The sequence below is a fragment of the Pseudoalteromonas sp. T1lg22 genome (assembly GCF_002964645.1).
GTDB lineage: Bacteria > Pseudomonadota > Gammaproteobacteria > Enterobacterales > Alteromonadaceae > Pseudoalteromonas.
In genome coordinates this window covers 11,261-24,369 of the sequence record NZ_PQBY01000008.1, presented here as the reverse complement: position 1 = coordinate 24,369, position 13,109 = coordinate 11,261, and the positions used below count along the sequence as shown (strand labels likewise).

The following is a 13,109-nucleotide window of genomic DNA, read 5'->3' as shown; positions in this document are numbered from 1 at the left end:
TGTCATCTCCCTAAAACAAAAAAGCCGAGCACTAGGCTCGGCTTTCAAATTAGCATAAGCTTCTCAGTATTAAAGCTTTTTAACACCCATGTTATACAGGGTAAAGCCATAGATATCGGCGTATTGCTCGATTATCTTACTGGTCGGCGTGCCTGCACCGTGACCGGCATTGGTTTCAATGCGGATCATCACAGGGTTCTCACCCTGGTGCTTCGATTGCAGCTCGGCAGCAAACTTGTATGAATGCGCTGGAACCACGCGGTCATCATGATCGCCCGTGGTGATCAGGGTTGCCGGATAGCTGGTGCCCGCTTTTACATTATGTACCGGTGAATAGCCCTTAAGGTAATCAAACATTTCCTTGCTGTCTTGCGCCGTACCGTAATCGTAGGCCCAACCTGCACCGGCAGTGAAGGTGTGATAGCGCAGCATATCCAATACCCCTACCGCAGGTAAGGCAACCTTAAACAGATCCGGGCGTTGCGTCATCACCGCACCTACCAATAGACCGCCGTTAGAGCCACCACGTACCGCAAGGTAGTCACTTGAGGTGTAGTTATTAGCGATCAGGTACTCGGCCGCAGCAATAAAGTCGTCGAATACGTTTTGCTTTTGCATCTGCGTACCGGCTTTATGCCACTGTTTGCCGTACTCACCACCGCCACGCAGGTTAGCCACAGCATATACGCCGCCTTGCTCCAACCAGGCCGCAGTAGTGGCCGAGAAGCGAGGAGTCAGGCTCACGTTAAAGCCGCCGTAACCATAAAGAATGGTTGGGTTTTTACCGTTAAGCTCAGTGCCCTTTTTAAAGGTTAGGATCATAGGTACCTTGGTACCGTCTTTTGAGCTGTAGAATACTTGCTTAGACTCATACAACGCCGGGTCAAACTGAGCGCCTGACTCGTTATAAACAACCGAGTCACCACTGTTCACATCAAAGCTGAAGATGGTGCTTGGCGTTTTATAGTTGGTGAAGCTGTAATACAGGGTGGTTTGTTCTTTTTTACCTTCAAAGCCCGACGCCGTGCCCACGCCCGGTAGCGCGATTTCACGTACTAGCTTGCCGCTTTTATCGAACTGCTTCACCTGAGAGATGGCATCAACCATATAACGTGCGAAGAAGAAATCTCCGCCTTTAGAGATGTTCAGCACGTTTTCTGTTTCAGGAATAAGGTCCTGCCAGTTTTTAGGCGTTGGATCCTTGATATCAACGGTCACTACGCGCTTGTTCGGCGCATCCTTGTTGGTCACGATAAACAGGGTATCACCCTTGTTATCCAGTACCGAGCTGTCGTAGGTCAGGTCGTCGATGATGGTAACCAACTCGCTGTTTTCCTTGCTCAAGTCTTTAATAAACAGCTTGTTACCAGATGTTGAGACGGCCGCTGAAATTACCAGGAAACGCGCATCCGAAGTCACCTCGGCGCCAACATAGCGATGTTTTTGCTCATCGCTGCCACCAAAGATAAGGGCATCGTCTTTTTGCGCCGTACCCAGCTTATGGTAGTAGAGCTTATGTTGATCGGTTTTCGCCGACAATTCACTGCCCTTAGGCTTGTCATAGCTTGAGTAATAGAAGCCATCATTACCAAACCAGGAAATGGCGCTGAACTTCACATCAACTAGGGTCTCACCAATTTGCTCCTTGGTTTTGGTATCCAGCACAATCACCTTACGCCAGTCACTTCCGCCTTCTGAGATTTGGTAGGCCGCCAATGAACCGTCTTCACTAAAACTGATACCCGCCAGTGATGTGGTGCCATCGGCGCTAAAGGTGTTAGGGTCTAGGAAGACTTCCGCCTCACCCTCGCCCTTTTGGCGATAAAGCACGTATTGGTTTTGCAGGCCGTCATTTTTATAGAAATAGGTGTACTCACCCTCGGTGAATGGGGCGCTGACCTTTTCATAGTCCATCAGGGTTTTTAGACGTTGCTTAAGTTCGTCGCGAAACGGGATCTGCTCCAGGTAGCCAAAGGTGACCTTGTTTTGCGCTTCGACCCACTGTGCCGTCTCGCTGCTCATATCGTCTTCTAACCAACGATATGGATCTGCAACCTGCTGATCGAAATAGCTGTCTACCACTTCGCCTTTACGTGTAATTGGGTAGCTGATGGCCGCTGCTGCAACCTGAGTTTGTTCTACTTTTTGTTCTTGTTGTGCGCTTGCCTCTGCAGCCGGTTTGTCGTTGCAACCAGCTAGGGCCACACACACGGCGACAGCCAGTGTTCTTTTAAGCATAAAAAATCCATTCTTGTTGTAATAAACCGACTTACGTTAGCGGCTAGACGGCCATTTGTCTAGTGTTGTGCGAGCAGGTACAAGGCGTGGGGATAATTAAGAAGGGCCAAAAAAGAAGAAAACCAACTCGACGAGCGAGATTGGTTATCTTTGGCTGGAAACCTATAACTAATTATTAACCTAATTGCGCAAAAACACCTCAATTGTTTCGTTATATAGATATACGCGTTTAGCATTATTGCACTTTTCGGGCTAATTAATGAGTAACTCAGGACTCTGTACGGTCTTTGGGGCTGAGCTTATCGCGAAAATCGAGGATTTTTGACACGCCGGCACCGAGCTTCATTAGCGTGGAGAGTTTTTCCGGGCTTAAGCGCTGCAGCTCGGAGGCCCATTCGGTGATCATTTCCAGTAAATCATGGATTTCTAATAACCTTTGCTGGGCGTAGCGCTCCTGCTGATCCCTTGGTTCCTCGAGGAGGTTATCGCGCAACAGGCTCAAGGTGGGGTCGATTTCGCGCTTACGGCGCTGCTCAAATACACGGTTGGCCATTTGCCAAATGCTGCCCGCCGGCTGGTAATACTCTTTACGATCGCCCGGCTTATGCCGAGTGGCGATCAGCTGCCAGGAGTTCAGCTCTTTAATACCCATGCTGACATTACCGCGGGAAATATGCAGGGTTTGCGATAATTCGTTGGCACTCAGAGGCTCCTCGCTAATAAGTAACAGCGCATACATCTGGCCTATGGTGCGATTAAAGCCCCAACGACTGCCCATCTCACCACAGTGCATCACAAAGGCCTGCATTTTATCTGTTAGTTCCATCACCAACCCTAAATGTTCATTATGTTCTGAAAATACCTCATCTTAACAACTCCATTCAAGCATCAACTACACTTAACCTGGTCAACATCAAATAAACCATGAAAAAACATCCTAAATACACATAGTTGCAGTTACAATAGGGACAATGTGATGAGAATCTCGCCTTCACAAACCTAGGGGGACATATGTTTAATTATTCCGGCGCCAATGGTTCATATCAACTAACCCGACAAGGAGATGTGATCGTCGGCCAGTTCAGCGGTGCCATCAATGAGCGCATGATAGCCACCTTCGCCACTCAATTAGAAACCCTGGTGAAAGAGCATCAGCTTGAACGTTGGGGTTATATCAGTAATTCCAAGGATGTGCTTGCCGCTACACCCGAGGCACAAGTGCTTATGGTGTCTGTGGCCGAGAAGATGTTTGCCCATGGCTGCCAAGCCGCCGCCTTTGTGATCAACTCTGCCATTGCCATCAATCAGTTAGAACAAATTCGTCGTGCCTTAGGGCGCGCCAATAGCGCCAACGATATCGTCTTTGAAAATTTCGATGACGCCCTTGTCTATATCCAGAATAAGCTAGCTGAAAACTAGCCTCCCGCACGTTTTAGTCGCGTTCAAAGTTTGGGGCGCGACGCCTCAATATATGCTCCATACCCTTGGCAAACAAAGGCAATTTGGTTGACAATCCCTGCCAAGACTCTAAGCTGCGCCTAAACAAAGACAATAGTAGGAAGGGTTATGAGCAACACCATTTATCCCATTGGCACACCGGGTGAACCCTGGGGCCCAGAGCACAAGCAGCAATGGCTTGAGGCACAAAAAGTGCACCGCAGTTATCAGGATGAAGTCGTCACCAAGATTCAGGCGCTAAGCGCTCAGTTTGAGATTATCGAATACGGACTGCTTGCTTATCAGCAAGACTACCCCCTCTTTGCCCTTAAGCATAAAAGTTGGCAGGCCGGGCGCCCTATTGCCCTGGTTACCGGTGGCGTACATGGTTATGAAACCAGCGGTATTCACGGTGCCCTAGCGTTTGCCGCCGAGCTCACCCCAGCGCATAGCCAAGCCTTCAATATTCTTGTGGTTCCCTGTGTAAGCCCTTGGGGTTATGAAACCATTAACCGCTGGAACCCGGAGGCAATCGACCCGAACCGTTCCTTTTATGAAGGCTCGCCTGCCCCCGAAGCTCAGTTGCTGCTCGACTTTATCGCCCCTTTTAGCAGCGATGTGCTGGTACATATAGATCTCCATGAAACCACGGATACGGATAACTCGGAATTCCGCCCGGCTTTGGCGGCAAGAGAAGGCACTACCAATAACAATTGGAATATTCCCGATGGTTTTTATCTGGTGGCCGACACCGAGCGCCCACAGCCGGAACTCCAAAAAGCCATTAACGCCGAGGTGGCAACCGTAACCCATATTGCCGAAGCCGATATAAACAACCAGTTGATTGGCGTGCCCATTTCCGGCCATGGAGTGATTGAATATGCCGGGCGTAAACTTGGCCTGTGTATGGGCCTGACTTTAGCTCCTTATGTCACCACCACCGAGGTCTATCCGGATAGCCCACGCAGCACACCAGAAAATTGCGTCGCAGCTCAGGTTGCCGCCGTAGTTGGCGCCTTGGATTTTGTTCGCGCTTTATAAACAGCGCTTAGGGTTACAACCCTAGGCAGACACAAATAAAAAGACCCAGCACTAGACTGGGTCTTTTTTATTGCTCGGCTATCTTGCTGAAGCTACTACTTATAAAAACGGGTTTCTTTGCGAATACTCTGCTGCTCACCTTCGTTTTGCGTTATCACAAAGCTAAAGGGCGTCACCTTACGCTCGAGTAATTCACCATCAATGCGCACCGTAACCGGCACCTCTTTTTGCTCACCCGGTTGCAATCTTAATTGCCCGTGCAGCTGCAACTGACCCTGCTCCAAACCCTCAAGACTCAAGGTATATTCCTGAACTTGCTGGGATTTATTGATAATGGAGATACGATACGGGTTTTCCACCTGGCCCTGATAATCAACCCGGGACAACTCTCCCCTGTCGCGCGTGATATAAGCTTCCAGCGCCGTACGGCCATTGAGCCAGATAGCCATCACCACAAACACCAGCACAGTCATCAAGGCATAACCCACCAGCTTTAAGCGCCAAATTGATGTCCGGCCACCGTTTTGCTGATGCTCACTGCGATAGGCGATTAAGCCCTTCGGATAATTAAACTTGTCCATGGTTTGGTCACAGGCATCGATGCACAGACCGCAGTTAATGCACTCATATTGCAAACCATTACGAATATCGATACCAGCCGGGCATACCTCGACACACAGATTACAGTCGACACAATCTCCCAAGCCCAATTGTTTCGGGTCGGCCTTGCGCTTTCTTGGCCCTCTGGCTTCACCTCTGTCCTGATCATAGCTCACGACCAAGGTGTCTTTATCAAACATCACGGATTGAAAACGCGAATAGGGGCACATATAGATGCACATCTTTTCCCGCAGCCAACCGGCGTTACCATAGGTGCACAGAGTAAACAGGAAGACCCAGAATAAGGTGATACCACCCCAGCTCAAACCCAACAGGTCGCTATACAGTTCGTGCGCGGGAATAAAGTAACTCATAAAGGTGGTGGCGGTTAAAAACGCCATCAATAACCACACCAGATGCTTGGCCCCCTTACGAGCCAGTTTATCGGCGCTCCAGGGCTGAGCGTCGCGTTTTATACGTTGGTTGCGGGTGCCCTCAAGGCGGTGCTCAACCCAGGTATACATTAGCATCCACACGGTTTGCGGGCACATATAGCCACACCAGACACGGCCCAGCCAGTTGGTGATAAAAAAGAGCGCAAAGGCTCCCGCCATAAAGAGCCAGGCGACCAGCATAAAGTCTTGCGGGAAAAAGGTGGCGGAAAAGATCCTAAACTGCTGCTGGGCGACATCGAATAACACCGCCTGCTGACCCTGATAACTCACCCAGGGCAGGCCGATAAAGGCCAGCATCAGGCACCAGCTTAAAATACGGCGAATACGCTGAAAGCGCCCCTTTTGCTCACGCACATAAATCGGCCCGGATTGCTTATAGGGCTTAATGATCAGGTCTTCTTCTTTAACATCAAATTTCATATTACTTGCTTTTACTAACTAGGGAACACAGCTCCCTTAGCAAGTGTTGTGCCAGGTTTGAATTTAAATCAACCAATTGTTTTTATTGGTTATTTTAAAAATAAAAAGCAAGTTTGATAACGATATAACGCCGGATCTATCGAAATATCGTTATCTCCATTGACGGAATACTTAGAAAAGGATTGAATTGGTGCGGAATCCTCTTCGCATTGTGCCGAGTTATCATTTCGTTTACTGTATGATTTACTATTACTTTTTATAGTCTTATTAGTTCGTCTATACATGGTTTACCTCCTACCTTACGAGGTAGCGTACCTTGCAAGGTCTCGCTAAAAGCTGTTAGCTGTTAGCTGTTAGCTGTTAGCTGTTTTTCGGAGTATGGATGTTCGAATCAATAAAAAGGAAACTGGATGAGCAAAATAAAGATAATGATCCTAAGAATTTGAAGCTCAATGTAGAAACTAGCTAACAAGTTACTAAAAAGGACGCAAAACGCTTGGCTTGTGCTCCTTCGTCGCCAATTTTAGCCAAGCATTTATGCGCCCATTAGTAAGGCGTTATAACCCCTGTAATATCAGTTAAACACCATGACTATTTGCAAAAAATGTAACTCCAAAATATTCCCCAAAGCTATTCGTTCAGGTAAGTCGGTTGCGTACTTTTGTCCTGTTTGTGGTACACAACAAAGGCGATTTGGATTAAACGAACTATATATTTTGATCGTTTTTGTTTTTCATTTATGGGCATTTGCGTTTTTCAATTATCACTTCAATTCAGATAATATAAATTGGTCACCAATGATGTTGGGTTTAGTTGGGGTTTCAGTTTGTGCATTTTTAACTGTATTTTTTAGTTTTTTTAAAATAATTACCAAACGTGGTGGAAACTGGAAAATTATCAATATAATGTCTTTTTCAGTATTTGCAGGGACAATAATTCTTGCAGCATCACAGGTGTGGGGGTTATAACAAGGTAGTTATGGCAATTGGACGAAAAACGCTTGGCTTGCGCCATTCTTCGCTAATTTTCTCCAAGCTCTTATGTGCCCCTTTGGCAGCGTTATGTGACTCTTGAGGTTTGTCTATTGATAATCGCATTTTTTGTTATTTCAATAATTTCAGGTAGTCTCACCTACGCTAAAAAGCCCAAAAAACGTTTGTTGTATTCAGCTTTACTAACTTACTTAATAATGCTGGTATTGTGGGTCGTTGGTATCTTCTATAACAATTTACATGAGCCTGAATTGATCATTGGTTGGTTTTTAGTGTCTACAGTAGGGTGTGTTTTTGTTTTACCAGCGTCATATTTTGTTGGGTATTTAATACGTTACGTAAAGGGCATCCAGTAAAGTCATATAACAAGGCAAATTAAAAATGTGGACATAAAACAGTTGGCCTTGCTCGTACATCACATCTTTTAACCAACTATTTTTTGCCTCTTATTAAGATGTTAGCAGCGACACTTAAGGCCCCACTATCACACTTCTCCCCGCTTCAGTCTATCCGCGGCAGATCCCAAGCTTCTTCATCTTCGAGCGCAAGGTACTTGGTGCCAGTGCCAAAACTTCGGCGGCACCGCCACGACCATTAATACGCCCCTGGCATTGGCTTAACACCTCTTCGATATATTGCTTTTCGTGGGCCGCCAAGGTTGGCATCGCATCGTGAGCAGGCTCCCCAACTGCACTGTCCACCATCAAACTGGGTATTTGCAAAATCGGTCCCGGGCTTAAAATAGCGGCGCGCTCCAGAGTATTTTGCAGCTCACGGATATTGCCCGGCCATGAATAACGCTTAAGCATGGCCAAACTTTTCTTGCTGATCCCAGTGAAACTGCGAGTCAACTTCTGCGACAGCTTGGCCAGCAGCTGAGCCACTAGCAGCTCCATATCCTCGATGCGCTCACGCAGCGGCGGTACGGTTAAGGGAAATACATTGAGGCGATAATAGAGATCCATACGAAAGGTGCCCTGCTGCACCATTTGCCATAGATCCCGGTTGGTGGCGGCAATCAGGCGAATATCCACCTTGATGGTCTCCTGCCCTCCTAAGCGCTCGAATTCCTGCTCCTGCAACACTCGCAACAATTTACCCTGAGCAGACATCGGCAGCTCGGCAATCTCATCAAGAAACAAGGTACCGCCGTCGGCCAGCTCAAAGCGCCCTTTGCGTCTTTGCGCCGCGCCAGTAAAGGCGCCCTTTTCATGGCCGAAGAGCTCGGACTCCAACAGGCTTTCGGCAAAAACGGCGCAGTTGACCTTGACCAAAGGAGCATCCCGGCGCTCACTTTGGGCATGGAGGTGGCGCGCCACCAGTTCTTTGCCGGTGCCGTTTTCACCGAGGATCAAAACGCTGGCATCTGTTTGTGCCACCAGCTCAATCTGCTGCATCATGGTGCGAAAAGGCGCCGACTGACCAACCAAGTCGCCGTGCTGCCAATCCGCATTGAGCTCTTCTAACAGATAACGGTTCTCCGCCTGTAACTGCTCGCTTAACTGACTCACCCTTTGCAGCGCCTCTCGCAAGGCTTGCTCCGTGCTGCGCTGGGTGGATACGTCACGAAATATCGCCACCGCGCCAATCAGTTGTTGATCCTTATAAATAGGCGTAGAGGTGTATTCAACGGGAAACAGGCTGCCGTCCTTGCGCCAGAATACTTCATTGCTAACTTGGCGAGTTTGTCCATCGAACATGGTGCGATAGATGGGGCATTGATCGGCTGGGTAATCACTGCCGTCTGCATGGCTGTGGTGATGAAACTGGTGGATCTTTTTACCCAGTAGCTCGTCTGCCTGCCAGCCTGTCATACGCTCTGCGGCGGGGTTAATAAAGACCGCATTGCCACTGAGATCGAAGCCATAAATGCCCTCGCCGGCGGCATCAAGTAATAGACGGGGATCGTGAAGAAAGTGTTTTAATGAAGAGTCCATGGAAAATGTGCCAGCAAGTAACGATATGTCGTCATTTTAGGGCTTGCTCACACATTTTCGCAAGGTTTAAATTAAGTGCATTAGAGCCCGGAAGTCAGGGTGATCACCCCGGGGTTAACCTCTAGCGCCAACTTAAACCGTGACAGCAAGGCCTGTTTCGGGTCTTGCTTATTCAGGCTATACACAGGATATTGGCTCAGTGCCTGAGTCAATAACTGCTGCACCTGCTCAGACAGGGGCGCCAACTTACCGCGGTAACCCATGGCATCTATATCCGCATTAAGGATTTTAAAATCCTGCAAATAGATGGCATCTTGCTTAGCGTTAAAATACGGCGCAGCGGCAATGTTTAGGCGTACTCGCACCGGTACTTTTAGCGCCAAAGCCTGCATCATCACAGTATTATCCAACGTCAGCTCAATGCCATTAGGGCTATGCTCAGGGCCGATTTGCACACCAATATCGTTCACCGTCAGCTCCATGGGCACGCCCATTACCGTGGCGTTGGCGCCATAACGGTCGCTTTGTTGTAACAGGCTCTGCTCAAGCTCGCCGCTCGTTAAAGAAAATACACTCAAGGGTGCATGACCGGCGCAGCCGCTTAACAAAGCGACACCAGTCAATACCATACCCACTAACCATTGCTTCATACTGATACCATCTTATCTAAAACTACAACCAGGCGCTCAATCTCGGCTTGCTCACCCTGACAAATACCCTGCTCGTTAACGCCCACGCCAGCTAACCAAGCAAGTAACAACTCCTCGCTGGTGTGCTCAACGCCGTGGTGCTTATTATCAAGCATGCTCACCTGCTCTTGCATACGCTGTGTAGAAAGCGACTCTGGGCTGGCCAGATTATTGGTGATCTCCAGGCGCAGCACCAATTGCTCAGCGGTTAAATCCACGCGGGTGCCACTTAACCAATCTGCAGGCACAGCCTGTTGCTCGGCCAAAGCGGTACGCAGCTCTTGGAAGTGACGAGTTTGCAGCGCCTGCTCTTTGGCATTTAACGCCGCCTCAATTCGAGCCGCAAGTTGTTGCCGTTGACCTTGCAGTTCGCGCACCAATTGCAGCTGCTGCACATCATTGAGCAAGTGTTGTAAATCCGCATTGCTTTGCGCCTGCGCCAGTTGTTGCTCAAGGGCTTCAAGGGCACTCACCTGCTCCGCCTTTTGCTCAGCATGGGCTTGTTGCTGCTGTGCCTTAGCGGCATCGCGCTGGTTGAAAATACCGTCATTTACACGACGAAACGCCTGCCACAGCTTACGCTCTTTAGCGTTACCGGCAAAACCAATTTGTTGCCATTGCTGTTGTAGCTCTTTTAGCTTGTTGGTGGCTGCAAACACATCACTGGTGTCCAAAGCTTCCGCCTGCTGCAAAAGCGCTTCTTTGGCATGAGCATTGTCTTGATAGAATTTGGCTACACGCTCGGCCATATCCCCTTGCGCATTGCCAAATGCCTTACTCAATTTATGATAAAGCTTACTTTCTATGTGCTTGGCGGCGCGCCATTGTTTTAATAGCGCGTTGAACTGGTGTTCCAGCTCCCGCGTCTCAAGCTCGGCGGCACGCTCACTCAGGCTTTGCATCTGTGCGATTAACTGTTCGCGCTCGGCCATGGCCTGCTCTTTAAGCGCTTGTTGCTCGGCAAAATACTCACGACAAGGGGCAAAGGCCGCCTCGATCGCCTGCTCAAACGCCTCTTTCGCCTGCTGCGCCACCTCTGGGCCCAGCAACTGCCAGCTTTTACGCAAACGCTTTACCTGGGCTAAACGCTCGTTGGCATCATCGCAGTCACCCTGTGCCAGCTCTTTCGCCGCTTCAAGTAACTGCTCCTGCTGCGCTTCACCGGCATACTGGTGCCAGTCTTTGGCATCATCCAGGGTTTTGGCAAGGCTTTCGTATTCGCGGCTTAGATCATTTTGAAAATGTACTGCCAATTGCGCATATGCTTCTTGCAGACCATTAAACACGCCAAAGGCAACGCGGTAACGGCCTTGATTAATAAGGCGGCGAATATCTCGCGCCTTTTTACGCGCCACGCTCTGCAGTTGCTTTTGCTCCTGAATCAGGGTGTCATTCTGGCTCTGCCAGTGCTTTTTGGCCTGATTAAATTGTTGCTGCCAAAGCGCCGCCAGCTCTTTGGGAAGTGCCTTAATGGCCTGCTGCAGTTGCGCGCGGAGCTCGGCTTCAGCGCTAAGCGCCGCGTCAAGCTCACTGATATCAGCGGGGACACTTAGGTTGCCATAGCTGGCCAGCTGCTCACGCAGGGCATCCACGTCTTGCTCATAGGCCGCCAGCTGCTCAACCTGCTTAAACAGACGCTCTAGCTCTTGCTGCTGACTTTGCAGCTCACTACCTGCCTGCAGGTCTTGGCTTTGCAACATGTCCTTGGCTTGCGCTACTTTCGCATAAAGCCAGTCGGTTTGAATTTGCTCATTACCATCGAAACGCAGGGCCATGGCATTGCTGATCTCTTCCGCCAAGGCACTGAGATTAGCCAGCGCCAAAACGCTGCGCTGCTTGGCTAGTTGCTGCGCTTGCTCTTGCTCATACGCGACCTTTAGTTTGTCGCTGTGCGCGCTGAGTTTGGCCGCCAGCTGCGTATACTTGCTTTGTGTTTGCCCGCGCAGCTCTTCGTCCAGCCACTCTAGCTCTAACTGCTGGAATTGCTTTTCCAGCTGCAGAAACTGGCTGTTAACCAGCTGATAATCGGTTTTTTCACGCAAGGCATTGAGCTTGGCTAGAATCAGCTTAACTTGCTCTGCCACCTCTAGCGGCATCTGCTCTTGGCGTTGCTGCTCGTCAATTACCTTTTGCAGCTTGTCCTTGGCCTCGCCCTTGGCGACCTTAAGCAGTTTTTCGGTTAGCTGTAATTTCAGCACCAGCTCACACAATTGCAGTTGCAATGCATCGTCGGCGCTGCGAAATACCTGCTCCAGCAAAGGTGCTTTGTTTAAACGGGTTAACAGTTTAATTTTGACGGCCGCGGTTTTTTCTTGCAGCGCCAGTTGCTCCAAGGTTTTATCGGCGGCAAAGCGATCGATATAACGCTCTTTGTCGGTATCGCTCAGGGCGTCTGGGCTGGCCAAAATGGCTTCGGCCACTTTTTGGTTAGCAAGACGTTTGATGCTCGGCTCACCGTCCTGTTGGCACGCCTGCCACCAAAGACCCACATCGTTGAGCTTTTTCAGCGCCGCGGTACGCACATTGGCACTGGGATCTTCACAGGCCAAGGTTGTGATTATGTGTGCATCCTGTTGTTTGTCCAGCTGGGCTAATGCGCCGAGTCGGGTGGTTTCTTTTGGATGCTTCCACTTGGGTTGGAATAACTGTTTAAAGATCATTTTCACTGAACCTGGCTATTTCGTTTTCGGCCTTAAATTGCTGCTTTAATTCTTTTTTCGACTTTTGCACCAACTGGCCGTCGGCGCCAACGGTAAATTGTTCGTCGCTTTTGAGCACCTTGGCTTGATAGAGCATCACCAGTTGCACGGTTTGCTCTTTTTGTTGTTCGCTTAAAGGGTTACCGTCTGGCCACTTGCCGGTGGCGGCGCCATATTGCAAACGTTCGTAAACTTCAGGGGTGATAGACTGAACTAACTGGTCAATATTCATAATTTTTTTCTTTTCAAAAGCACGAGACGAACACGATTAACTAGATACCAAACAACCCCTATGGCGATTGCCACATAACAGGTGGTTTGCTGCCAAGAGCCCGGCACAGGATGATGCCAGTAAAGCACGAAAAAGCCACCGAGGAAGAGAATTAAGGCGATAAAAGACTGGTTCATCAGCGACTGCTGCTTTTGCGTTTTAGAACGCGCCGCCATACGGTTTTTGGTCTCGGCATCCATTTCGCCAAAAACGGCATTGCAATGGGGACAGGCTTGATGTTTGTCGGATATCGACTTTTGACATTGCGGACATGAAATTATTGCCATGCTTACTCCTAGGTGCAATTAGGTGCCAATACACGCGCCAATA

11 protein-coding genes are annotated in these 13,109 nt (G+C 49.1%); 3 read left to right on the top strand and 8 right to left on the bottom strand.

From position 1 onward, the window contains the following. Positions 1-69 precede the first annotated feature (69 nt). Positions 70-2,238 carry a prolyl oligopeptidase family serine peptidase gene (locus C2M24_RS05070; RefSeq protein ID WP_105213525.1) on the bottom strand — a complete coding sequence of 723 codons (2,169 nt, stop codon included), beginning with the start codon at positions 2,236-2,238 and terminating at the stop codon, positions 70-72. A gap of 268 nt (positions 2,239-2,506) precedes the next feature. Next, positions 2,507-3,064: a GbsR/MarR family transcriptional regulator gene (locus tag C2M24_RS05065; protein WP_105199789.1), complete on the bottom strand. Its 558-nt coding sequence runs from the start codon at positions 3,062-3,064 to the stop codon at positions 2,507-2,509. Positions 3,065-3,249: 185 nt separating this feature from the next. On the opposite strand from C2M24_RS05065, the gene C2M24_RS05060 reads away from it, so the two are divergent. Both C2M24_RS05060 and C2M24_RS05055 read left to right on the top strand, forming a co-directional pair. Next, positions 3,250-3,657, top strand: a complete 408-nt coding sequence (locus C2M24_RS05060; protein ID WP_105213524.1) for a hypothetical protein — start codon at positions 3,250-3,252, stop codon at positions 3,655-3,657. A 147-nt stretch (positions 3,658-3,804) separates the two neighbouring features. Further along, positions 3,805-4,716: a M14 family metallopeptidase gene (locus C2M24_RS05055; RefSeq protein ID WP_105213523.1), complete on the top strand. Its 912-nt coding sequence runs from the start codon at positions 3,805-3,807 to the stop codon at positions 4,714-4,716. A 95-nt stretch (positions 4,717-4,811) separates the two neighbouring features. Here C2M24_RS05055 and ccoG read toward each other — a convergent pair whose 3' ends face one another. After that, positions 4,812-6,191 (bottom strand): cytochrome c oxidase accessory protein CcoG, encoded by a 1,380-nt coding sequence (gene ccoG, locus C2M24_RS05050; protein ID WP_105213522.1) that lies wholly within the window; start codon positions 6,189-6,191, stop codon positions 4,812-4,814. 587 nt (positions 6,192-6,778) lie between these two features. Between ccoG and C2M24_RS15960 the strand changes: the two genes are divergently transcribed. Beyond that, a complete protein-coding gene (locus tag C2M24_RS15960) occupies positions 6,779-7,159 on the top strand; it encodes a hypothetical protein (RefSeq protein WP_158683692.1) in 381 nt (126 codons plus the stop codon). A 530-nt stretch (positions 7,160-7,689) separates the two neighbouring features. Here the strand turns inward: C2M24_RS15960 and C2M24_RS05045 are convergent. The 5 genes from C2M24_RS05045 to C2M24_RS05025 form a co-directional block, all read right to left on the bottom strand. Next, complete coding sequence (locus C2M24_RS05045; protein WP_105213521.1) at positions 7,690-9,120, bottom strand: sigma-54 interaction domain-containing protein; 1,431 nt, start codon at positions 9,118-9,120, stop codon at positions 7,690-7,692. Positions 9,121-9,200: 80 nt separating this feature from the next. Beyond that, positions 9,201-9,770: a DUF1439 domain-containing protein gene (locus C2M24_RS05040; RefSeq protein WP_105213520.1), complete on the bottom strand. Its 570-nt coding sequence runs from the start codon at positions 9,768-9,770 to the stop codon at positions 9,201-9,203. Then, positions 9,767-12,469, bottom strand: coding sequence for a DUF349 domain-containing protein (locus C2M24_RS05035; RefSeq protein ID WP_105213519.1), 2,703 nt, complete (start codon positions 12,467-12,469; stop codon positions 9,767-9,769). Before C2M24_RS05035 ends, C2M24_RS05040 begins: the two co-directional genes overlap by 4 nt. After that, positions 12,459-12,740 carry a YeaC family protein gene (locus C2M24_RS05030; protein ID WP_105199782.1) on the bottom strand — a complete coding sequence of 94 codons (282 nt, stop codon included), beginning with the start codon at positions 12,738-12,740 and terminating at the stop codon, positions 12,459-12,461. The genes C2M24_RS05035 and C2M24_RS05030 overlap by 11 nt, the downstream gene beginning before the upstream one ends. Further along, positions 12,737-13,066, bottom strand: a complete 330-nt coding sequence (locus tag C2M24_RS05025; RefSeq protein WP_105199781.1) for a hypothetical protein — start codon at positions 13,064-13,066, stop codon at positions 12,737-12,739. The genes C2M24_RS05030 and C2M24_RS05025 overlap by 4 nt, the downstream gene beginning before the upstream one ends. Positions 13,067-13,109 lie beyond the last annotated feature (43 nt).

Coding starts and splice junctions, on each gene's coding strand:
- C2M24_RS05035 (WP_105213519.1), bottom strand. CDS start 12,469: ATGATCTTTAAACAGTTATTCCAACCCAAGTGGAAGCATCCAAAAGAA.
- C2M24_RS05055 (WP_105213523.1), top strand. CDS start 3,805: ATGAGCAACACCATTTATCCCATTGGCACACCGGGTGAACCCTGGGGC.
- C2M24_RS05070 (WP_105213525.1), bottom strand. CDS start 2,238: ATGCTTAAAAGAACACTGGCTGTCGCCGTGTGTGTGGCCCTAGCTGGT.
- C2M24_RS05025 (WP_105199781.1), bottom strand. CDS start 13,066: ATGGCAATAATTTCATGTCCGCAATGTCAAAAGTCGATATCCGACAAA.
- C2M24_RS05060 (WP_105213524.1), top strand. CDS start 3,250: ATGTTTAATTATTCCGGCGCCAATGGTTCATATCAACTAACCCGACAA.
- C2M24_RS05030 (WP_105199782.1), bottom strand. CDS start 12,740: ATGAATATTGACCAGTTAGTTCAGTCTATCACCCCTGAAGTTTACGAA.
- C2M24_RS05040 (WP_105213520.1), bottom strand. CDS start 9,770: ATGAAGCAATGGTTAGTGGGTATGGTATTGACTGGTGTCGCTTTGTTA.
- C2M24_RS05065 (WP_105199789.1), bottom strand. CDS start 3,064: ATGGAACTAACAGATAAAATGCAGGCCTTTGTGATGCACTGTGGTGAG.
- C2M24_RS05045 (WP_105213521.1), bottom strand. CDS start 9,120: ATGGACTCTTCATTAAAACACTTTCTTCACGATCCCCGTCTATTACTT.
- C2M24_RS15960 (WP_158683692.1), top strand. CDS start 6,779: ATGACTATTTGCAAAAAATGTAACTCCAAAATATTCCCCAAAGCTATT.
- ccoG (WP_105213522.1), bottom strand. CDS start 6,191: ATGAAATTTGATGTTAAAGAAGAAGACCTGATCATTAAGCCCTATAAG.